The sequence below is a fragment of the Corynebacterium sp. TAE3-ERU12 genome (assembly GCF_019209905.1).
Classification (GTDB): domain Bacteria; phylum Actinomycetota; class Actinomycetes; order Mycobacteriales; family Mycobacteriaceae; genus Corynebacterium.
The window spans coordinates 406,682-429,515 of sequence record NZ_JAHUTM010000001.1 but is presented as its reverse complement, the minus strand read 5'-3'; the positions used below and the strand labels follow the sequence as shown (position 1 = coordinate 429,515).

The window sequence follows — 22,834 nt, the reverse complement described above, 5'->3', positions numbered from 1 at the left end:
TACTGGCGCTGCAGACAGGTGTCCCGCGCCAACGGCTAATACTACACGCAACCTGCAACAACCCAAAACGGCGCGGGATGTACCCGCGCCGCTTCAGTGTGGTTGAGCTCTTAGGCCTTCGCCATGATGTCCGGCGACTTCTCATTATTGATATCGCCCTTGGCGAAGCGGTTAATCACCATAGCGATGGCGCCGTCACCAGTGACGTTGCAGGCAGTACCGAAGGAGTCGATGGCGATATAGGCCGCGATCATCAGCGCCACCTGGCCTTCGTCGAAACCAAGCTGGGTCTGCAGCAAACCAACAGCTGCCATAATCGCGCCGCCGGGCACGCCGGGGGCGGCGACCATCATGATGCCCAGCAGCAGCACAAAGCCGGCTGCCTGCCCGAATGTTGCCCCACCGGTGGTCATGTACATCACGGCGAAAGCGAATAGGCCGATCTTCATCATCGAACCCGACAGGTGCACGGTGGCACACAACGGCACCACGAAGCCGGCCACAGATTCAGTAACCCCGTTATTGCGCACGCTGCGCAGGGTGACCGGGATTGTCGCGGCCGACGAGGAAGTGCCCAGGGCGGTGAAGTATGCGGGCAGCATATTCTTCAGCGCGGTGAACGGGTTCTTCTTCGCGATTGCACCAGCGATGAGGTACTGCATGAGCAGGATGACGACGGTCATGATGGTGGCCAGCAGCAGCACCTTGAGGAACATCGACAGGGTGAGCTTGAGGTTGCCGTTCATGCCCATCGCCAGGAAGATGCCGAAAATGTAGACCGGCAGCAGCGGGATGATGAATTTCTCAATGACGCGCATAATGACCGAGCGCAGTTCGTCGGCACCGGCCCGCAGCGTCGGGGTGCCAATAGCGGCCATCGCCAGGCCCACGGTGAAGGCCAGCAACAGCCCGGACATCACGTCGAACGGCGGGTTCATCTCCACCTCGAAGAACGGCTCGAGGGCGCCTTCACTGATATCGACGGCCTCGCCGACCTTCTCCGACTGCAGTAGCGAGGGGTATGCCAACGAGGCGACGAGGAAGGCAAGACCACCAGAGACGATGGTCGAACCGTAGGCGATGCCGACGGTGGCGCCGAGCCACTTACCGGCACCTTGGCCGAGGCTTGCGATGGCCGGGGTGATGAGAGCGAAAATCAACACCGGCACAAAGAAGCTCAAGAAGCCGCCGAAGAGACCAGTGAAGGTCACAAATACTCGCGCTAGCCAGTCTGGGAAGAAGAAACTGCACACAATACCCAGCACGATGGCGAGGATGATGCGCGGCAGCAGCGACGAAAAAAGGCGCTTGAGGTTCATGGCAGGTCCATTCATGGAGCAGGTGGCGTTGCGATGCTCGCGACATCGAAACAACATGTCCCTATTAACCTAAGGCACGAACCTTATTCAGTGGTAGTTAACCCACAAATAATTCAGCAGGCCTATGAATCGTGGTCGACTGACTAGGCCTGCTCATTGCGGTCGGTAAGAATCTGCGGACCATGCTCGGTAGCAGCAACGGTGTGCTCCCAGTGCGCCGCAGGCTGCCCATCGACAGACACCACGGTCCAATCGTCGTCAAGCACCTTCGTGTCGACCTCGCCACCGAGGATGAGCATCGGCTCAATCGCCAACACGGAGCCTTCCACAATCTGCGGTCCCTTATTCGCAGCGCCCTCATTGGGCAGGAAGGGGTCCATGTGCATTTCGCGGCCGATCGCGTGACCGCCATAGCCGTCGACAATGCCAAGCTCGATGCCGTGCCGGCGCTCTGCCTGGCGGGTGGCTACCTCAAGAGCGTGGCTAATGTCGGTGAGTCGGTTGCCGGGGATCATCGCGGCGATACCTGCGGCGAGCACCTCTGCGGTGGCGTTATTGAGCTTATGCACATCGGGGGCGAGCTCGCCGACGCCAAAGGAAATGGCGGAGTCCCCATGCCAGCCGTCGAGGATGGCGCCACAATCGACGGAAACCAGGTCACCTTCAGACAACACAATGTCCTCGGTGGGGATGCCGTGGACAACGACATCATTGACGCTGAAGCACACGCTAGCGGGAAAACCGTGGTAGCCGAGGAAAGAAGGGGTCGCCCCTGCGGCACGAATGGTGTCGTAGGCGATGGCGTCGAGTTCCGTGGCGTTCACTCCGGGCTTGGCCGCGGCACGCACCTTCTTCAGGGCTTCGCCGACGACCGCGCCCGCTGCGGCCATGGCGTCGAGCTCATCGGCGGTGCGGGCAGGAACTACAGATCGCTTGCTACGGAAATTGAACACTGCGCGGAGTCTACGCCCTGCTCTGGAAAACTTAAAGAGAACCTGAAGGCAGTGCACAACGCCCCCGAACCGAAGTCCGGGGGCGTGCCAAAAGAAGCGTGGTGTAACGCCTAATTGAGCTTGTCCAGCTCTGCCATGGTGCGCTCGTTGATCTCTTCAACGGTGCCCTCGGCGGTGATGGTGATGAGCTTATCGGAGTAGTAGTCCAGCAGCGGGGCTGTTTCCTTCTCGTAGACGTGCATGCGGTTGCGGATGACGTCCTCGGTGTCGTCGGCACGGCCACGGGCAAGCATGCGCTCAACGACGACGTCTTCGCTGACGTCGAACTGAACGACTGCGTCAAGCTTCTGGTCGAGGTCGCCGAGGATGCGGGCGAGCTCGTCGCCCTGTGAGGTGTTGCGCGGGAAACCGTCAAGCAGGAAGCCGTTCTTGGCGTCGTCTTCCTGAATACGCGATTCGACCATGCGCACGGTCACGTCGTCGGGCACGAGATTGCCGGCATCGATATACGACTTAGCTTCAAGACCAAGCGGGGTGCCTTCGCCGATATTGGCGCGGAACAGGTCGCCAGTGGAGATATGAGGCACGCCGAGCTTGTCGGAGAGGATGGCAGCCTGGGTGCCTTTGCCGGCACCGGGAGGACCAAGGAGTACGAGACGCGTCACTTGAGGAACCCTTCGTAGTTACGTTGCATCATCTGGCTTTCGATCTGCTTGACCGTGGTGAGGGCCACGCTGACAAGAATCAGCAGGGCGGTACCACCAAACATGCCGCCGCCAGAGCTGCCGGTTGCGCCGCCAACACCCAGATCCAGGGCGATATTAGGAACAACGGCAATAAGTCCAAGGTACAACGAACCAACCGTCAGCAAGCGCGTAATGACATATCCGAGGTATTCCGCAGTGGGACGTCCCGGACGGTAGCCGGGGATGAAGCCGCCGTACTTCTTCATATTTTCCGCCTGCTCGTTCGGGTCGTACTGCACCGAGACGTAGAAGAACGAGAAGAACACGATGAGCAGGAAGAAGAACAGGATGTACTGCCAGCTCGAAGGGTTGAGCAGATAAGCGATGACATTGCGCTGCCACCAGTTATCGAGATTCGGGTTGTCCTGGCTGGACTGAATGATCTGGGTGATGAGCACCGGAACGTAGATCAGCGAGGAAGCGAAAATCACCGGGATAACGCCGGCCTGGTTGACCTTCAACGGCAGGTAGGTGGAGGTGCCGCCGTACTGGCGGCGGCCCACCATACGCTTGGCGTACTGCACCGGGATACGGCGCTGACCCTGCTCAATGAAGATGACGCCCACGATGAGCACCAGCACCGCCAGCATGACAAGGCTGAACACGAGCGGACCGGACTGCTGGTAGACGTTGAAACCAGTCGCTGGCATCTGCGCAGCGATACCGGCGAAAATCATCAGCGACATGCCATTGCCGACGCCACGGTCAGTGATGAGCTCACCGAACCACATCACCAGCACGGCACCACTGGTCAGGACAACGACCATGACAAACATGTCCCAGATGCCGGCGTTTTCCACCAGCAAGGACTGTCCACCACCAAGCAGCGCACCGCGGTCAGCCATAGCAACAATGCCGGAGGACTGCAGCAGAGCCAACGCCACGGTGAGGTAACGCGTGTACTGCGTCATCTTCGTCTGGCCGGTCTGCCCCTCCTTCTTGAGCTGTTCGAAGTGTGGGATCACCACAGTGAGCAGCTGCACAATAATGGAGGCGGTGATGTAGGGCATGATGCCGATGCCAAAAATGGCGATCTGCAACAGCGCACCACCAGAGAACAAGTTGATCAGGTTGTACACGCTGGACTGATCCTGCGTGACGGCCTCCAACTTCGCTGTCACAAGTTGGTAGTCAACGCCAGGGGTCGGGATTTGCGCGCCGATCCGGTACAGGATGATCATGCCCAAGGTGAACATGATCTTCTTGCGAAGATCGGGGTCGCGCAATGCCGCCAGAAAGCCGGTTGGCACGTGCATCCTCCTAGGAGCCCCACCCGGGGCGGGGTTCAGGAACAGTTAGGTCGGTCGTATTCGATGCGAGTCTAGCAGCGTACACCGTAACAGTCCGGCAACGGGCGCATTGTCAGAGCCACCCCAGAATGAGCCCCCACTTACCAAATCATAGAAGGTATCGGTAACCTACATATGGAGAGTGATTTCTTCTCCACAACCATCCGCTACGCAGAGGAATTTTCCATGACCAGAACGCTTTCCCGCATGGCCCTTGCGGTCACGGCCGCCACCGCCCTGATCCTTACCGGATGCTCTGGCGAGGACGGATCGGACGGGGCCGCATCCGAGAACGAAACCCGCACCGTCACCCACGAGGTAGGTGAGGCCACGGTACCGGTAACGCCTACCAAGCTCGTCGCCTTCGACGAAAACGCCGGTATCGCCGCACTCGCTGCCGGGCTAGAACCCGCTATCGTCTACACCTCATCGTCGGACGAGGGGACCGCTGGCATTCTCGAGGCCGCCGGGGTCGAACTACGGGAGGCCGGCGCCGTGGAGCTACCTCCTCTAGAGGAGGTCGAGTCTCTGGAGCCCGACATGTTGCTGGGCACTGGCCCGGAGGGTCCGACCGGAATGGAATTCGACAAGCTCTCCGATATTGCCCCCACCGTAGTGCTCCCGATCACGGGAAGCTGGCGTGAGCTGACCGAGAAGAATGGCGAGCTCCTGGGCACCGAGGAGGGACGCATCGAGCGGCAGATCACAGCCATCGAAAAACGCCTGGAGGCAGCGTCCCGCGACGCCGATGACCGCACGCTCTCCCTGCTCGGCAACACCTTCGGGTCGATGAACTTCACCATGCCGCCGAATGCTCCCAGTTCAACGCTGATCGCGGACGCCGGCTTCGAACGCCCCGAGTTTCAGCAAAAGGATGCCGACACCGCGTGGGTGGATCTTTCCCCGGAATTAATCCCGGAACAGGATGCAGATTTGATCGTGCTACCCGAGGGAGCTTTCTATACCCCGGATTCACTGCTGGAACTGCCCACAGCCAAGGAACTCACCGGCGAGCAGATTCGTACGCTTGGTGAGCTGTGGTTCGTCTCGACCCCATTCTCCTTCTTCGGTACTGCGACCGACCTGGAAGCAATCGCTAAGGGCACGGAAACCACCACCAAGGAGACCATCGGCGATCTCTGGAAGACCTTCCTCTCTGAAATCGAAGGCTGATCCGGTTCCCACTTCACTTGTGGCTCCGAAAGTGAATGATCCCGCACCACCGTCGTTTGGTGCGGGATCATTCATTTCCGAGTTCTCATACGGGATGGTCCTCTCCCAAAGCGCGAAGAATCACCTTCAAAGTCTCAGCACGACGCTCCAAATAGCCGAGGTGTCCCGCGTCCGCGATCTGGTGGTAGTGGGCCGAGCGAAGCCGCGCGGCTAGAGAGGCCACCCGCTCGGGTGGGGCGATGATGTCATCGACGTAACCGATTACCCACACGGGGCAGCCGATCTTCCCGAGCATCGCGCACGTGTCTGATGCATCCTCTGCCATGTCGAAATGGGCAGTCGATCCTCGTGGAGGATTCGAGATGCTGAGCATGTCAATGAAATCCCGGCTCCGTATCGGGTTCGACAACGTAGCTGGGGACAACGCCAACGCTTGGACTGCCGCCCATACATCGGGGGCGATCACCGTTTCGACACAGCCACGCACCGCACGTGCGTACAGCTCTCCGGCGGGGGTCACCCGATCACCAAGTGCGAGCAGGACGAGCATGGAGATCGCCTCAGGTCGGCGGGCTGCCAAGTGCAATGCGACCCGAGCCCCCATCGACGTGCCGACGATCGCAACTGGAGCCTGTCCCATCGTGTCCAGCACGGACAACGCATCCTCCACGCACGACGTCCAGGATTCTCCCGGGTTCCAGGCGGCACTGGCGCCCGTGCCGCGCCAGTCGAGGACCCAGGTCGTGTACCCAGAGGACCGCAGGGTAGAGGCGTAATCGACCTCCCACACCTTCCCAGGTGCCCCGGCTCCCATTAACATCAGCACCGCCGGACCAGTGCCGCCCACCGCGACGTGAAGATCCCCTCGAGGTGTGGACACAATCATGACGTCTCCTCGATATCGGCTAGAAGCCGCAATGCTGTGAAAAAGACCTCGCGCAGCTCCCGTACCTCCTCATCGGTGACCTGCTCCTGCCATCGCCAGATCGCCGATACCTCCCCCTCAGAGCCTGCACCGACGCGGTCCATCCCAGACAGGTCTACTCCGATGCTGACCTCCACGAGATGGGGGCAACGCATCGCAGGAGCAGTCACGGTCGGCAGAGAGAGGATCATTTCCGGGTCCACGACTGGCGCGATGGGTCCGGTAGTGCGCAAGGCAGAGGAGGTTCGGCCTAAGAACACAACCAGAGATTGCGCCGGAGCCCAGCCGTCTCGCTCCTTCAATATTCCCGAAGACCACGCACCAGGGACCTTCGACTCAGCCAGGTCCCGGGACCGTCGTACCTGGTTGAGCCACTCCCGGGCCATCGTTCGATCTTGGAGATCTGCAATGGTCGGGGGCTGACCGTCCCCAATGATGTGCGGGAACATCGTGCTCAGCCACCCGACGGTACGACCGACATCTAATCGCGTTACATCCGCGTCGGCCAGACCGGATCTCCCGTGTGTCTCCAGGATAACCGGGACGCCGCCTTCCGAAGCTCCCATGACGCTGGCCCAAGCGCAGGCGTAGGCCCCCAAAACGATAGCTTCATCGCAGCGCATAGCCGCTTTCAGCGGTAAACGTTGTCGGTCTGCGTACTCCGGGAGTTGTCCATAACAGACGGGCTCCTGATCCGGCGTTGAGTCTGGTAGGTCTGCACCGACGGCGTCCCAGTACCCCTGCATCATTTCGAGCTCATCCGCCGAGGGGGTGGTGTCCGCTGCCCACTGGAAGGGCGTCACTTCCTCCATTGGCACCGGTGCTGCCGGATCCAACCAGGCCATCCGTAAATCTTCTAAGAGGACCCGGAGGGAATAGATATCGCAGGCGAGGTGGTGAACACCCAGGATCAACAGCAGTTCTCCCCGAACCCGAACGAGACAACCAGCCAGCATGATTCCGGACTCGGGATCGAGTTCCGCGAGCGCGGCTTCCACTCTCCTCCCCAATTCGTCTAGCCCCACTTGGCCCGCGTTATGCACAGGTACATGCGGTTCTATGGAACGAACACGCCAACCACCATCGTCCAGCGGCTCCCAGCGAACAGCCAGCCCAGGATGAGCCCGGGCGACGACGGCGAGTCTGTGCTGCACCTGCTCCTTGTCAACATCTGCGCGGATGCGCAGAGGAAGCAGCATCGCGTAGCTCCTCCAATCACCCCGATTTCGCAGCCAACGGAGCATCGGCCCATCGATCTGCCCAGCGAGCGCAGCTGTCGACGTATTCGAGGCCTCCGACTCACCGAAGGTGAGTTCCTCAGCTATCTCCTCCACCGTCTCCGCCTCCCACGCCTGCCGGATGGTGATAACTGCACCGTGGCTGCGTAATGCCGCGATGAGGGTTGCCACCGAGATGCTGTCGATGCCAAGTCCCCGCAGATCATCATCCAGGCCGATGTCCGGTATCCCGGTCACATCACTGATGGCATTGGCCACCAGGCATTGAGCGGCGGTACGCGGTTCCCGCCGATTCCGGGGCTGTTCCTTCGAAGTTTCGATGATTTCGGTTAGGCGAGTCTTCCCGTTGCCGTCAACAGGAATTTCGCTAACCGGAATCAGTCGGTCCGGAACAAGGTAAGCAGGCAACCTGGCGGCAGCAGATTCATGGACGCGGTCGACAGGCACGTCAGCCACAACCACGCCGACAACTCTGCTGCCCAACCGGTCCTCGACTGTGGTCACCGCCGCGTCACGCACACCTGGGCATCGCCGCAACCCAGCCTCTACCTCCCCCAGCTCGATCCGGTACCCCCTCACTTTGACCTGCCGATCGGCGCGCCCGAGGTAGGACAGACTGCCGTCCGCGTCGATCTGACGGACGATGTCCCCGGTCCGATACATACGGCATCCGGGGTATCCGGGCTCCGCAACGAAGTGCCCAGCAGTTCGTGAGCCATCATCGAGATAACCGGAAGTCACCTGCGGACCACCGATATAGAGTTCCCCGGGCCAGCCAGCTGGCACCGATGCAAGGTCAGGACCGAGTACGTATGTGCGTGTACCAATCCCTGGTCTCCCGATATTCGGTCGAGTACCGCGTTCGAGGCGAGCGGAAGTCACTTCGACGGTGGTTTCGGTCGGACCATAGAAATTATGTACAGTGACCGATTCCCGCTCAACCAGCTCATCCCACACATCCGGCGGGATGTCCTCGCTTCCGAGAGCCAGAATCCGGAGACCACCGCTATCGAGCAACCCCGCAGTATGCAAAGCCTTGAGCATCGACGGGGAGGTATCGATCATGTCCACGTCCAGCTCCCGCAAAGCCGCTACGACCAGTTCGGGATTTCGGCGTGTTGTGTCATCAAGGAGCACCATTTCGTGTCCCGCTAGAAGGGCGAGCTGGGGCTGCCAGGCGGCGTCAAAGGCGAAAGACCAGCCGTGGGCCACCCTCAAGTGCTCTCCGTGTACCAAGGCAGGTCCGTAGATTCGGCGTACGTGGTTAGCGAAGTAGACAAGTACGCCGCCATGGGTGGCGACAACCCCCTTCGGGGTCCCGGTGGATCCGGAGGTGAATACCACGTAGGCAGGATCCTCAGCGGTGACCCAGGTGCAGGCTTCCCCGATAGTCGCAGCGGGCGAAACGTCGCCAATCCGGAGGCACGGAACCCGGCCATTCGCCAACCCGTTATCTCCGGATCCTAGGTCTCCATCGTCGATGATCACAGCCCGTGCCGCGCTCCTAGAGAGAATCAGATCCCGACGTGCCAAAGGAGCCTCGGGATCCACCGGGACGGCGACTGCCCCCAAGTGCAAGACACCGAACAACGCGGCGAAGTACTCTGCGTGCCGGGGCAACTGAAGCAGCACTCGCTCTCCGGCCGAGACACCGTGGGCGTTGAGGTGCAGGGCAATACCCCGGGCCAGCAGAACAATCTCCCGGTAAGTCCACCAGCGTCCCGAGTCCCATACCGCTCGCGCCTCCGGCTGCGCCACGGCCTTTTCCCAGAGCAAAGCGGCTATATTTCCGGTAATCTCGCCGACTCCGGAGGGCTCACTGGTGATCTCTCGAATCTGGCCTCGGCCACGGTAATCACCTCTCGGGTCTGCACAGATGCTGGCAATCAGGTCCCGCAGCTGGCCCAAAACCTCTTCCGGGTTGAATCCGTCAGGCAGTAAATCGGCCCGGTCGTCGAGGGCCAGGTACCACCGCCCTCCGATCTTTCCGGGAGCGCAGACCAGCGGATAGTGAGCGTAAGTGTCATGCTCCACGGAGTTCCACCGAGTTCCGTCGGGCAACACGATCTCGCCATCGTCGAAACGCGGTGCGTTGTGCATGATGATTGCGGTGTCGAAGAGGGGGCCCGCGCCACCCGTCTTCTCTATGTGATGCAGGGGCAGCGTCGCATGCTCAGCAACCTCAGCCAGATCTGCGTGTGCACGCTGGCACGCCTCGGCGAGGGACTCACCCGGATTTAGCCGGATCCGAAGAGGAACGGTAGTGGTGAAGGCGCCCACCATCCGGTCGATGTCCGTAACCTCGGCGGGTCGACCGGATACGGACACCCCAACTATCACGTCGGATTCGCCGGTCATCCGCGCCAGCAACAGCCCCCATGCCACCGAAATCAAGGCTGCAGAGGTGATTCCCAGGGAGGCTGCAGTGGCAGTAAGATGCTCCCCCTCCGCCGCGTCAAGAAACTGCACCGTAGTGCGCGGGATAACCTCCCGATCCGCGGCACGCAGGCCGACTAGCGTCGGGCCAGAAATTCCATCCAGATAATGCTCCCACCACGCCCACTCCCGCTCCATCGAACGCGTACCCAACCAAAATGCGTAGGACCGCAGCGCCGGAGGTGGGGTAAGGTCCTTGGTGCCATCTGCGTATATGGAGAGAACCTCCTCCACGAGGACGGCCAAAGACCACGCGTCGATGACGGCATGATGGAAGCTGAGAATCAAGCGATGCGTAGAGTCGTCCACCCGCAACAGATCGAAGCGGTGGGTAACTCCGTTTCGCAGGTTCCAGTCCCCCTTCGCACACCGGGAGCTGATCTCGGCCAAGTTGCTCGGGTCGACGCCCATGCAATGCCAGTTCAGTACTGGGGTGGACGGGACCAGCAGCACCGGGTTGTCTCCAGCCGGACGCCGGAAACGGGCACAAATCTGGGGGTGGCGCCGGAGAACGGTGCTGCAGGCGGTCTGCAACCGCATGCTATCGAGCGGGCCGGCCACATCGACCATGGTCGCTACCGTGTAACCGTCCTCCCCTCCCATGATCTCATGGAGGGCGACAAGACCGACCTGGAGAGGGCTAGCACGCAGAACCTCCGGGCGTTCACTCATCTGAGCCGTCACCGCCCACCGCGACGCTACCCGGCGGATCCGTCCACTCATCCTCTACCAGCGCCAGGGCATCGTCCCTGGAAAGGTCGCGACCGCGAACCAGCCACCCTCGGGGCACCTCCGCGAAATCGGGCCACAGAGAGTATTCACCGCGGTCGTTGCGCAGAACCAGGAAACGACCATCGGGATCGTCGAAGGGGTTCATCGTCCGTCCTTTTCATCGGTGATCGGGTTATCTTCGGCAATGCTGGCGCCCTCCGCGGCCGCGATATCTTCTGGGGTGGGCGCTGGCAGTCCCCTGAATGCGAACCATAGAAGCACCAGACCCACGGCGGATAGCGCCGCACCAGCCAGAGGCAACGCTCCCACCGGAACCACAGCGAGCAATGCCCCGCCAAGTGCTGCACCGGCGGCGACACCGACCGCCCCCAGAGAACTGTTCAAAGCCAATGCCTGGGAGGTGTACGGGCCAGCAAGCTGGTGTAGTCGCACCTGGATCGCCGGAGCCGACCAATAAGTGAACACGCCCCAGAGCACGACCAGGGGAATAAAAACGACCAACCCAATGGGCCGCATCCACCAGGCGGCGGAGAACCCGAGAAGTACCGCGATATAGGCCCCGAGTCCCAAAAGAATCGTGCGATTCGGTCCGAGGGAGTCGCTCACCCAGCCGCCAATCAGGGTGCCCACAGTCGCCGCGATCCCGAAGACCAGGAAAGCCAATGGGCGCATGTCCCCGCGACCGAGGGTCTGCTCAAGGTAGGGGGCAACGTAGGTCACCACGGTAAGCGCGCCCATGATGGCCACCGCACCACCGACGAGAGCCAGCGATATTCTCCGCTGGCCGAGGATCTTCAACTGCACACGCAAAGGCGTCGGCGGCTGCGTCGGGGCGCCCCGGAAAGTCATCGCCACCAGCACAAGGCTGAGCGCACCCAGCCCAGCCATTGCAACAAAGGTCGCATGCCAGCTGAGCTGGGAGGCGATCCAGACACCAAGCGGCACCGCGAAGGCCATCGCGGCGGTCGCGGCCATTGAGAGCACTGCGAGATAGCGTCCGCGCTCCTTGTCTGGGGATAAGTCGGCGGCGGCCGCGAAAATAGCTGGCATCGCCGAGGCCGCAGCAACGGCGCTGACAACGCGGAGGAGCACCGCGACAGCGTAGGTGGTCGTCACCGCCATGGCGAGGTTGGCCACCACGAACACCGCCAGCGCGGCCGGGAAAAGCACCCGCCGGGACGTACGGGCGAAAACGACTGCGGCCACCGGGGTTGCCAGCGCCATAGTCAGGGAGAAAACAGTCACAAGCTGTCCGGCGGCTGCCTCGGAAACCTGCAGCCCCTCGGCGACCTCGGGCAGGATGCCGGCGATGATGTAGTCGTCAGTGAAGAAGGTCAATAGGGCTATCGTCAACCCCAGCAGCCACCAGGGCCGCCCGGGTGCTTCACGTGCGTCATGATTCGTCATGTGGTTCTCCTTATTCTCTTTCGGTGAATGGAACCGTCCTACCCGACAGACACCGGATCAGTGTTTCCGTCAGCGGCGTAGTCCGCGGCAAGCGCCTCAAATTCCTCGGCATCTGCGGTCTCCCGCAACAACACGGCACAATCTGCGGGAGTGGCGCCAGACAGCAGGACTCGTATCCCGATTGGTTGGTCCGGGGCGAATATCTCGCGCAGCACGGCCACAACGCGCAACGCACCAAGCGAATCGCCCCCGGCCTGCAGGAAGGAACTGTCGGGTGTAGCATCCTCGAGTCCCGCAGCTTCGGCCCAGATATCAACAATGAGACCGGTGAGAGGATCCGGCGGCATTATGATCTTCCCGGCATCTGTGGCTCGGGCGAGCAATCGTCCGATTTCGGTACGGTCTATCTTTCCACTGGGAGTCCTGGGCAGCTCCGCCAGCTGGAGAAATCGCCTAGGAACCGCGTGGGCAGGCAGCATCTCCTCAGCTGCTGCGCGAATCCTCGCCATATCGGGACCTCCCACATAAGCTGCGGCTAGTGCCCGTACCCGAAGTTCCTCTACTAGTGGCACAACAGCCGCGGAACGCACTCCGGGAACGGTAAGCAAGGCAGCCTCAATCTCAGCGGGCTCAACGCGGTAACCCCGGATCTCGACCTGGCGGTCGGCGCGGCCGAGGAATTCAATAAGACCGGGTACACGCCATGTGCCGCGATCTCCGGTGGCGTACCTGCGGAGGACCGTGCGCTCAGCCGACTGTATATCCGGCAAATCCTCGTCAAGATAACCGAGCATGACCCCGGGCCCGTCGACGACCAGTTCTCCTTCGACACCAGTCGGCCGATCATCACCACGCTCATCAACGATCCGGTAACGGGTACCGGGCAGGGGCTGACCGTACGGTACAGAGCCCCATCCCTCCGGAAAGGCTTCGCCAGGAACCTCATAGGCGATATTCCACGCGGTGGTCTCGGTCGGACCTCCAATGCTCCAGATCCGAACCCCAGGGGAATGCTCACGCAACCTCCGCACCAGTTCGGGCGGTACCCAGTCCCCGCCGGTCAGCACGATCCGCAGGGATGTGAGAGAGGCACCGCTGAGTCGTGCACCCTCCAGGAGTAACTCCACCGCAGCTGGTACCCCGCAGACGACCGTGGCACCGTTCCGTACCACTGCCTCGGCCCAGCCCTGACCGTCCGACGTAGGTGGGGAAAGAACCGTGCCTCCTACTAGTCCCATCAGGTAGACGTCCAAGCTCGCCATGTCGTGGTGCGGAGGGGATATGAAGAGAGAGCGATCTGTGGCGGTGATCCCGCACATCCGGATGGTTTCGGCGATGCATATTTCCAGGCCCTCCCGAGGCACCCGGACTCCCTTCGGCTCACCCGTTGTGCCTCCGGTGAACAGGATGGTCGCACAGGGCCCTTGGGGCGTCTGCGGCATCCCTAATCTGAGGCTTTCGGCCCCTTCTTCGCAGAAGAAGTCTCGAGGACGAATACAGGATACGGGCAGATCCGACCCCTTCGGAAAGTCCCCGATAAGCAGGTCTGCTCCGCAGCGGCGGATTAACTGCACCAGCCGCGTTCGGGGGACATCCGGGTCAATAGGTACAACCACCCGGCCGGAGTGCACGACAGCGAGGATAACCGTGATGGCTTCAGCACGGTCGGACACAGCCACCGCAACCGGGGCCGCTGCATCAGGCCCTTCTTCCGCCAGGTACTTCACGCCCGCAGCGACACGCTCAGCCAGGTCTCGATAGGTGATCTCTCGCTCCTCAACGATGCACCAGATATCCCTGGAGTCGGCTCGCTCGGCAATCCACCCGGTCAAAGGCTTTCTGGGAGCCACGGGCGCACCTCCGTCGGCACGTTCCATCAGTGCGAGGCACGTCGTAGCTGGCGGTGGGGACAGCAGCCATCCAGATGGGTCACCGAGACCGTGGATGATGTCCAGCAACGTCCCCCACAGGCCTTCCACGACGGCATCGGGCAGTCTCGCATCGAGGATATCGAGGCGCAGCGCCACCGAGCCTCGATGATCGGCAACCTGAAGATCCAGATCTACCTGGGGTGTCTGACTAATTGCCCAGATCTGCCGCAAAGCACCGCCGGCTAGGTCCGCAAGATCAGCTCCGATACCCAGTTCGCTGGTGAAAACGCAGGGGGCAACCGGCTCCCCCGATGAGCCGCGCTGACGGAAAAGCTCGCGAAGCACTTCCATACCGGACACCGAACCATGGGCAAGATCCTCATGCAGCCGTCGTTGCAGCGTGCGGGCGGCAGCGACGAAAGTACCTGGATCGCGAACGTCGGTGTCGAGAAGAGTGAAAGAAGCAAATTCCCCAATTACCCGATCCAGATCGGGGTGACTTCCCGCCCTTCCGAAGCGGGGCACGTTGAGGGTGAACCTACGCTGCCCCGACCAGTTAGCCAGTGCGCAGGCGTAGGCGGTAAGCAGAATCGTTGAGGGCGTGAGCTTATGAGCCCGACCGTACTTGGTTATCTGCCTCCACAAGTCAGCTGGAACCTCATACCGACGATGCCGGAACCCCGCAGTCCTAGACACCCCGGACGTCCGCGGCAGCGCGGGGGGCGGCGGCAGTTCCGCAACCACCCGCGTCCAATAATCGAGATCTCGGCGCCGCGTCCGCTCCCCGGCGCCCATGCACCAGCGACGATGTGATTCCACATAGTCTTTGAAACCGATGGCAGGCGGCGGTGCAGCGACGTCGCCCGACGCGTATGCCTCATTCCACTCCAGTACTAGAGTATGGATACTCCTGGCGTCGGCGATCAAAGCATCGACGTCGATACAGACCCGCAATTCCGATTCGTCGCGGACGACGACCACATCCAATAAGGGAGCGTGCCGAGGATCCCGGACCTTGGTGGCAAGCTTGCCGCGAACCTGCGTCGCCGCCTGCTCTGCGCACGGTGAGTCCAAGATCTGAACTTCGAACCCAGCGAGATCGGGGTCCGGCTCCTGTAAACCACGATCTGGATCAATGCGGATTCCAAAGATCGGATGCCGGCTCATAACCATTCGCAATGCCTGAATTAGCGTCGTCACATCCACGCTGGATCTCGGCCCCGCGTACTCCAGGTAAAGGTGGCAAGCTACGCTGCCGCCGTCGAGGGCATCGTCTCTACCGATTAGGTACGCCTGCTGTTGGTCCAGGAGTGGATAGGGAGCATCAGGGCTGCCGACTGCGGGGAGGATCTCCAGGACTTCACCGCAGTCGTCTGTTCCCACGCTGAGATGCTCTTCCACCGCGTCGACTCCACCAAGGCTGAGTACCTCGGAGATACTGATCTCCTTGCCGGTAAGCATCCGAAGCCGCAAAACAAGGCGCATCGCAGTCAGTGAGTCACCACCGAGTTCGAGGAATCCTCGCGAATCCTCGGGATCACAGCCGAGCGCCTCCGCCCAGGCCTGGCGGACCGCGGAGTGCTTCGTACCAATTGGTTCCGCTGTGTCGCTTCGGGGTTGGGGCTGCGCTCTCCGGTCGAGTTTCCCCGTAGCGGTTCTGGGGATCCGTTCCATAATCACGATCTCCCGTGGCACCGCGTAGTCAGGCAACCGTTCTGCCAGGTATTCCCGCACCCGCTCCTCTGTCACCGTCGCAGGTGCCTCAACAAGCGTCCGCAGCCCAAGGGAACCAGCACCGTCGCCAGTTCGCCGCACTGCGGTAACCACCTGCCGCACTCCAGGAATTTCGTCTACAACAGCACTGACCTCGCCGAGCTCCACCCGATGCCCACGGATTTTCACCTGGTCATCGTCACGACCCACGATCTCCAAAACCCCGTCGGCACGGCGCCGGGCCAGATCCCCGGTGCGGTACATCCGACCACCAGGTACCTCCGGATCTGCGACAAAGGCGGTCGCCGTCCGCGCAGCGTCCCTCCAGTACCCGGCGGCGGCATGCCCACCACGAAGGTAGATCTCGCCCACGACTCCAGGCGGGACCGGCCGCAGTTGCTCATCGAGGAGGTACCCCCAATCTTCGCCGAGAAAGTCGCCCAGGGGTACCGCCCCGGGTACTAGTCGATTACTAGAATCGACGATCATGTCCGTAACGACGTGAGTCTCCGTAGGGCCGTACTGGTTACGCAACACTATCCCCGGATTCGCCTCGAGGAGGCTGATCAAGCTCTCATTGAGGATCAGCGGCTCGCCGGCATGAATTAGCCGACGCAGCGACCTCAGTGGCCGCCCCTCTGCCACAGCTGTGGCCGCCAGTTCTCGCAATACAACCGCTGGGCTGTACACCGTGTCGATTTCGTTCTGGGTGATCCAGTCGCAGAACCTTCCGGGATCCCGCCGGATGTCCTCCGGAACCACATGGATGACGCCCCCTTCGGCGAGGGTGCACATGATCTCCTGGTAAGCGACATCAAATCCTGAGGCCGCGAACTGCGCGACGTTTGGCTGGGGTACCACGCCCGGCTGTCCGCAATGCCAGCCGACGAGCCCCTCGATGCACCCATAACGCATCGCAACCCCCTTGGGCTCGCCCGTCGATCCGGAGGTAAAGAGGATAAACAGGCAATCGTCCGGCCTCCACTGATACCAGTCGTCATCGGGAACCGTTGATGCGTCCGGGTTCCGTACAGCAACGGCCATTGCATCCTGCAGGTTGGGGATCGGATCACCGAGGATGTGGCGGGCTCCACTGATCTGGGCGATCCTCCGGATTCGGTGCTTGGGTAGAACAGGATCGACGGGAACGTACACAGCCCCCAGCCGAAACAAGGCGAGTACCGCAATGACCAGGGGTACCCCTCTGGGCAGGTGTACTAGTACCGGTACCCCGGGATGCACTCCGGCTATGCGCAACCGGGCCACTAGGTCTCCGACTGCTTGATCAAGCTCCGACGCTGAGCACGATTCCGCCTCGTCGACGACGACGAGACCATCCCCGCCCTGTGCGATCCGAGCCTGGATACGCTCCCGAAAATCCACTACCGGCGGCTTATCAGCGCCCTCCTCAGTGAGGACGCAAGCCCATTGGAGGGCCTGTCGCCGGGTTAAATAAGACCGCGAATACTCCAGCACCCACTGTCCGCGACTATCGCGGCGAATAACGGCAGGTGTCCCGGACACGGGACCGAAAGAACAATGCAAGATGGCATCATCCCCAAATCCGAGGCCCCAACGCGCGTCGACTACCGAGAGCCCGGTCTCTCCAGCGCCACGTACCCAATCCAGCCGACGACGCAACTCATAAGCAGTCACCGATTCCGATAGTGGAAGTGGTAGGACATCCCGCCTAGTACTACCCCGTACCTGCTTCAAGACCTCTGTTCCGGGCTCTCCAGGCATGGCTGGCAGTACGGTGCGGGCCTTCTCCCAGACCTGCGCGGGCGTATCCGCAACGAAAATGAGCACACCATCGCTCGAAACCTCGCTGTGGTTCGCGTGCTTCATCTCGTCTGTTGAGATGCGCCATCGAGTGATTTCCGACCGCATCCGGTCCTGCCATGACTCAAGTTCACCACGTATTTTTCGGGTCTCTGGGTCTACTGCGACTACCAGGACGGCAGGATCAAGGACCTGTCCCGCCATCAGTCCTCCTCGGCGAGCAAGGCTTCTAACTGCTCTGGGTCCAGTCCCGAAGCGCTCGAATCATCCGTCTCCGTCAAGACCTGGTCCGCTGACTCTCCCTCAACGAAGGAAACCGCCAAAGCAGCCACCGTCGGATTGAGCAGTATCTGCTTGGGACTGAGCGGAAATCCCTTGTTCCGCAGTGCGGAAGCCATGGAGATGGCACGGACGCTATCCAGGCCTAACGCGAATAGGTTGTCACGGCGTCCAATCCGATAGACCCCGGTGCATTCCGTGGCGGCCGCTGCAATAGCCTCCTCCACCTCACCAGTCGGCGCGTCAATGGTCCCCGTAGGTATCCCGGAAGGTTCTGGGAGTCCGTCGAGGACCACTTCGCCGGCGCCATCGCGGGGAATCCGGTCTATTGGAAGCAATACGGCGGGGCAATCGGCAGGGTTATTCCACTGGATCGCGTATACCTCATCGGCGATGTCGACGGCCGCGGCGCTATCGGCCACCACTACCCAAGCGACGATAACCTGCCCAGCATCGGTATCGCGGTATTCGACGAGAGCCTCGGCTACTCCCGGGCATTCGCAAAGCCTTTGTTGGATCCGTGCCTTGTCCTCGATGGGCATCGTAGTCATGGGAAAACCTCCGGTTTTTCGTTGGTCTGGGACAGCCGGGTGAAGACCACATCGTGCATCTCCTGTGCTGCACGGTCGCTGACATTGCGGCGGTCGTAGATGAGCTCGAGTACTGCGCCGTCCGGGGATAGCTCGAGATCCCATGCGGTGTCATAAGCCGCATCCTGCGGGGGCAAGGGAATCATTCGCCAGGAGAGGCCGCCAGTGTTTCGCGGCGGCTGGGATGCCCGGGTTTGGGCAATATGCCGGACCAGGGGGCGCTCCCCGGCTACACGCCCCGAGCCATGAGCCCGAACTATGGAGTCAAAGCCACAGCGGCCATGCTCAATAGCCTCAGCCAAGGCTCGGAACACGGTCCGCCTGCCCGCAGGATCATGCCGATGCGGCTCCCGGAGTCGCACCGGCACCAGATCGGTGTCCAGCGCAACCATCGAATCGTCCGCTCGGGAAACGGGAACCCCGACGACAAGCTCCGAACGGTCAAGATATCCGGCAAGCACCGCGCCCACCTCGGCCAGAAGGGTGGCGAAGGGGGTCACCCCCTCGGCGGAGCATGTCGCCTGCAGAACGGCGACCTCCTCCGGGGAGATCAGCTTGCGGATCACTCCGGCACAAGGAGTCGCGGTCAGATCCCGCTCCCCGGGCTCACACAGATCCTGATACCCGGAGAGCTCCTCCGCCCACCAGCGCTCATCGGAAGTGAACCAGCCTTCACGCCGCAACCGGCGCTCCAGGATTGCGCGCTCCCGCGGCTGCCGCACATGGTCGGACACTAATTTGCTGCCGACACATCGCTGTGCATACGCCTCTGCAATGTCATCGAGGAGCCGTTCCAGGGCAGCGTGATCCGCCACGATATGATGCATACTCACCACGAGCAGCGTGCGTTCTTCAGGAGTCGCCAGGGCCTCAAAGCGCACCGGAGGGCCTGCGGAGAGGTCCCACCGACCACCCAGACTCCGCGCCAATTCGCGAGACAGATCCTCGGCTGTGCACCGCCGGTACCGCAAACCCGGCCCCCGGGAATGAATTCGCTGCACCGGGGCCCCGTCAACCACAGGAAACGACGTCCGCAGCCCTTCGTGCCGTGCTACTACATCATCTACAGCGTCGGTTAGCGCCCTCGGCTCAAGCTCCCCGCGTAACATCACCGCGATACCTATTCGGTAAGGATCGTCGGTGACCTGGTCGATAACCCACATCCGCCGTTGTGCCTCGGTCAGTGGGATTTCTCCGGAAGCTTCAGATACCTCTGACTCTGGCTCTGGCTCTGGCTCGAGAGTCCTAGGGACGGTATCGCCTTCGGCATCAAGTCTCGATTGGAGCAGCTCAGCCAATCCAACCGGCGTGGGATTGTCCACTACGTCCCGCATTGTCACCCGGACCCCGATGTCCTCGAGCTTCCGGACCAGTCGAAAAACAAGCAGTGAGTGTCCCCCGAGAGCGAAGAAGGAATCCTCCTCCGAAACCGGGCCACCTAGGCAGTCGGACATCATCGCAGCAATCGGTGCGGCCAGACCTTCTCCTTCAGCATTACGCCGAGGGTTCGCCACGTTCCTTCGAGCCAACGCCTCCCGATCTGGTTTTCCATTCCGAGTAAGAGGAAACTCGGTCAACGCCTCGACGGTGGCTGGGACGATGGCCTCTGGAAGCCGTCGGGCGGCATACTCACGTAGATCAACGCGAGGCCCGTACCTCCCCGAGCTGACGACGAAGGCCCGCACCACGTCATCATTCAGGATGATCGCGACGTCCCGGACGTCCGGGTGATCAAGCAGCGCCGCGGCAACATCATCAGGCTCGAAGCGCACTCCCCGAATCTTCATCTGGTCGTCAACCCGGCCGTGACAAACGAGTCCGGCGTCGGTCCAAGAGGCACGGTCGCCAGTACGATACCTACGCCCTCCTCCCGGAGCCGCAACGAATCGATTCGCGGTTTCCGCGGGCATGCCGCGGTATCCGCGGGCCAGGCTGTCTCCAGAAAGATAGAGTTCACCGATTTCCCCCCTGCTCACCGGTTGCAGGCGCTCATCGAGAATCTCTGCCGTAAGTTCGGGCCGTGGCTGTCCGATAACGATAGCCATCGAGGGGTTTCCCCGGGACAGGGGAGCCATCGTTGCGGCGAGGGTTGTCTCCGTCGGGCCGTAGCAGTTAGCAACGGACACGTCGGGAGCCAGACGGCGCAGCCGACGAAGCAACGGGCTGGGGAAGCGGTCACCGCCAACGAGGATGCAGCGTATCCCCGACAGTGAGTCCGTGGGCCGGAACTCCGCCTCCCGGACAAGTCCATCAACCACTGCAGGAACGCCATGCAGGACGGTCGCGTCGGCCGACGTGGCCTCATCCAGGAGGAGATCCGGTGAGAACTCCACCCCGGGTCGGGCGCAGCAGACCTCACCACCAGCAGCGAGGGTCATAACGACTTCGCCGACGGAGGCGTCGAAACCGGGCGGGGCAGCGTGCAACAGACGTATCCCGTCATCAGGGAACCTTCCGCGGAGCGCCCATTCAGCATGTCGGGCGAGACCTCGATGAGTTATTTCGACCGGTTTCGGCACGCCCGTAGTACCAGAGGTATGCACGATGATCGCAGTTTCCGAACCAGCTGCTGACTGCACCGTGACCGCTTCTCGGTTGGCCGCGGCGGTGGTAATTTCGTCGAGATCCCAGAGTGGTACGAAATCCCGACACGCTGCAGATACCTCTTCCGGTAGCTCCCCACCGTGGATCACGGCTCCGACTTCTGCTGATTCAAGCATCTGACGCAATCGCGCATCCGGAACGCGGTAGCTCAGCTCGACCACGGGGATGCCGGCGTACAGGCAGGCGAGCAGTACCAGCACCGCATCTCCTCCGCGAGGAACCGCGTAGGCCAACGGCTTATATTTGGGATTGCGGCGCAATAGCTCACCGGCAATCCCCCTGGACTCTTCCACCAGTCGCCGATAGGTCCAGTGCCTACTTTGATCCCGCAGCGCGGGGCGCTCTGGATGGGTCAATGCCCACCGATCGATGAGTTCAACCGGGGAGTCTGCCGATTCCTCAGATACGGGAACACTAGACTCGATGACCAGCGCTGCGGGTTCTGTGTCTTCGTATCGGACCAGTCGGCTGATGCCACGTTCGATTCTCCGGGCGAAAGAGTGCGCAACCCCAGCAGCAACCCGCTCCGGCTGGTAAGCCACAGTCATCACCACAGCACCGGACACAGCCGAAACCCGGACCGTGATGGGTTCGGCGGTGATACCAGTACGGAGTGCTGTTCCCTGTGCCCCGCACGGACCCACCGTCTCCATATCTTCGACCACCAGTGATATCTCGGGCGGTGCCTGCACCCAGTGGCTTAGAACTTCTGCGATATCGATGTCCGCAGTTTCCAACGCCCCGGCGATAGCATCGGCGGCAAGATGCATCGAAGACTCGCTAAGTGGGGCTGGATCCACCTGCACGATGACACTGTTCCCGAAGTAGCCGAACCCGGCTTCGACGGAGTCTGTCCCGGCGCGCAGCAGTACTGGCATAACGACCGGCACCGGAGTGTCCCCGGCAGGCACCGCCCCAGCAATTGCGGCGAGCACCAGAGCACTGATCCCCACGTTGTTGTCCTTGCACCAACGCTCAATCCGAGTGGCGATGGCGGTGTCACTGAATAGGGGGATTTCAATCGAAGATGAGGGACCCCATTCCGGAACATCTGCGAGCCCCAGCGGGCGAGCTATCTCAGGCTCCGGTCTCTCCAGTTCGGCGATCTCCTCGGTTCCGGGTGCTCGGGTAGGCTCCTCCCGGGGAATCTCGCGTCGCGGTAATTCGGCGCCAGCGAGAGCTCGATCAAGGTCCCGGGCGAACAGGTCCCAGCAAGAGTCATCCCACCAGAGGTGGTGGGCGATGACTGCGAACCGTCGCACATGCCCGTTTCTCGCCCCGAGTACCAGGCGAAGCGGAGCGTCCTGGTCAAGTCTCCATTCCGTGCGGAGCACCCGGGCACATGCGTCCTCAAAATCACCGTCATCGACAGTTTCCGACACTGCCATCTGACTGTTGCGGACGACAACCCCTATGGGATCAGAGTCCAATTCGCTGGAAGTTCGCAAGGTGGACCTCAAACACGGGTTGGCTGTAATGACCATCCCGACTGCGTCATCGAAGGCAGTCACATCAGGACCATCGTCGATGACGTAGCTCATCCCCACAGTCAAGGCGCGTCCGGTGGGATCCGTCTGGTGTGCTGCAAACAGTCGTCGTTGTGCCCGAGAAAGCTGCACTGCCCGGGTTTGACTATCGCTCCCACCTCGCCGCCGGCGTAACCGGGACAGGCGCTCCGCTCGTGTTAGGTTCGCCATGCCACACCAAATTAGAGGAAGGCAAGGCAACCCTCAAGAGAAAATCTTGAAGTAGCAGCCATGCTCTAGAATCCGGAGCA

At 61.6% G+C, this 22,834-nt stretch carries 12 protein-coding genes; 1 reads left to right on the top strand and 11 read right to left on the bottom strand.

What is annotated here, in order from left to right:
* Window positions 1-110 precede the first annotated feature (110 nt).
* The 4 genes from KRX51_RS01920 to secY form a co-directional block, all read right to left on the bottom strand.
* Window positions 111-1,319 carry a dicarboxylate/amino acid:cation symporter gene (locus tag KRX51_RS01920; protein ID WP_218361265.1) on the bottom strand — a complete coding sequence of 403 codons (1,209 nt, stop codon included), beginning with the start codon at window positions 1,317-1,319 and terminating at the stop codon, window positions 111-113.
* Between the two features lie 143 nt (window positions 1,320-1,462).
* Window positions 1,463-2,272 carry a type I methionyl aminopeptidase gene (gene map, locus KRX51_RS01915; RefSeq protein WP_218361264.1) on the bottom strand — a complete coding sequence of 270 codons (810 nt, stop codon included), beginning with the start codon at window positions 2,270-2,272 and terminating at the stop codon, window positions 1,463-1,465.
* A 110-nt stretch (window positions 2,273-2,382) separates the two neighbouring features.
* Window positions 2,383-2,937 carry an adenylate kinase gene (locus KRX51_RS01910; protein ID WP_218361263.1) on the bottom strand — a complete coding sequence of 185 codons (555 nt, stop codon included), beginning with the start codon at window positions 2,935-2,937 and terminating at the stop codon, window positions 2,383-2,385.
* Window positions 2,934-4,214: a preprotein translocase subunit SecY gene (gene secY / locus KRX51_RS01905; RefSeq protein ID WP_370625043.1), complete on the bottom strand. Its 1,281-nt coding sequence runs from the start codon at window positions 4,212-4,214 to the stop codon at window positions 2,934-2,936. The genes KRX51_RS01910 and secY overlap by 4 nt, the downstream gene beginning before the upstream one ends.
* A 279-nt stretch (window positions 4,215-4,493) precedes the next feature.
* Between secY and KRX51_RS01900 the strand changes: the two genes are divergently transcribed.
* Entirely contained in the window at window positions 4,494-5,480 is a 987-nt protein-coding gene (locus KRX51_RS01900) for an ABC transporter substrate-binding protein (RefSeq protein ID WP_218361261.1), read from the top strand.
* Window positions 5,481-5,565: 85 nt separating this feature from the next.
* Here KRX51_RS01900 and KRX51_RS01895 read toward each other — a convergent pair whose 3' ends face one another.
* From KRX51_RS01895 to KRX51_RS01865, 7 genes are read right to left on the bottom strand one after another with little or no spacing between them, the layout of a single operon-like run.
* Entirely contained in the window at window positions 5,566-6,360 is a 795-nt protein-coding gene (locus KRX51_RS01895; protein WP_218361260.1) for an alpha/beta fold hydrolase, read from the bottom strand.
* 2 nt (window positions 6,361-6,362) lie between these two features.
* Complete coding sequence (locus KRX51_RS01890) at window positions 6,363-10,751, bottom strand: non-ribosomal peptide synthetase (RefSeq protein WP_218361259.1); 4,389 nt, start codon at window positions 10,749-10,751, stop codon at window positions 6,363-6,365.
* Window positions 10,744-10,956, bottom strand: a complete 213-nt coding sequence (locus tag KRX51_RS01885) for an MbtH family protein (protein WP_218361258.1) — start codon at window positions 10,954-10,956, stop codon at window positions 10,744-10,746. Before KRX51_RS01885 ends, KRX51_RS01890 begins: the two co-directional genes overlap by 8 nt.
* Window positions 10,953-12,218, bottom strand: coding sequence for an MFS transporter (locus tag KRX51_RS01880; RefSeq protein WP_218361257.1), 1,266 nt, complete (start codon window positions 12,216-12,218; stop codon window positions 10,953-10,955). Before KRX51_RS01880 ends, KRX51_RS01885 begins: the two co-directional genes overlap by 4 nt.
* 38 nt (window positions 12,219-12,256) lie before the next feature.
* Window positions 12,257-17,788 (bottom strand): non-ribosomal peptide synthetase, encoded by a 5,532-nt coding sequence (locus KRX51_RS01875; protein ID WP_218361256.1) that lies wholly within the window; start codon window positions 17,786-17,788, stop codon window positions 12,257-12,259.
* Window positions 17,788-18,414 carry a phosphopantetheine-binding protein gene (locus KRX51_RS01870; RefSeq protein WP_218361255.1) on the bottom strand — a complete coding sequence of 209 codons (627 nt, stop codon included), beginning with the start codon at window positions 18,412-18,414 and terminating at the stop codon, window positions 17,788-17,790. Before KRX51_RS01870 ends, KRX51_RS01875 begins: the two co-directional genes overlap by 1 nt.
* On the bottom strand, window positions 18,411-22,598 hold the full coding sequence (locus KRX51_RS01865; protein ID WP_218361254.1) for an AMP-binding protein: 4,188 nt from the start codon (window positions 22,596-22,598) through the stop codon (window positions 18,411-18,413). Before KRX51_RS01865 ends, KRX51_RS01870 begins: the two co-directional genes overlap by 4 nt.
* Between the last annotated feature and the right edge of the window lie 236 nt (window positions 22,599-22,834).

What these genes read in the sequence shown, in the direction of transcription:
- KRX51_RS01920 (WP_218361265.1), bottom strand. Translation starts at nt 1,319, where the DNA reads ATGAACCTCAAGCGCCTTTTTTCGTCGCTGCTGCCGCGCATCATCCTC.
- secY (WP_370625043.1), bottom strand. Translation starts at nt 4,214, where the DNA reads ATGTTCACCTTGGGCATGATCATCCTGTACCGGATCGGCGCGCAAATC.
- KRX51_RS01900 (WP_218361261.1), top strand. Translation starts at nt 4,494, where the DNA reads ATGACCAGAACGCTTTCCCGCATGGCCCTTGCGGTCACGGCCGCCACC.
- KRX51_RS01890 (WP_218361259.1), bottom strand. Translation starts at nt 10,751, where the DNA reads ATGAGTGAACGCCCGGAGGTTCTGCGTGCTAGCCCTCTCCAGGTCGGT.
- KRX51_RS01885 (WP_218361258.1), bottom strand. Translation starts at nt 10,956, where the DNA reads ATGAACCCCTTCGACGATCCCGATGGTCGTTTCCTGGTTCTGCGCAAC.
- KRX51_RS01880 (WP_218361257.1), bottom strand. Translation starts at nt 12,218, where the DNA reads ATGACGAATCATGACGCACGTGAAGCACCCGGGCGGCCCTGGTGGCTG.
- KRX51_RS01875 (WP_218361256.1), bottom strand. Translation starts at nt 17,788, where the DNA reads ATGGCGGGACAGGTCCTTGATCCTGCCGTCCTGGTAGTCGCAGTAGAC.
- KRX51_RS01870 (WP_218361255.1), bottom strand. Translation starts at nt 18,414, where the DNA reads ATGACTACGATGCCCATCGAGGACAAGGCACGGATCCAACAAAGGCTT.
- KRX51_RS01865 (WP_218361254.1), bottom strand. Translation starts at nt 22,598, where the DNA reads ATGAGCTACGTCATCGACGATGGTCCTGATGTGACTGCCTTCGATGAC.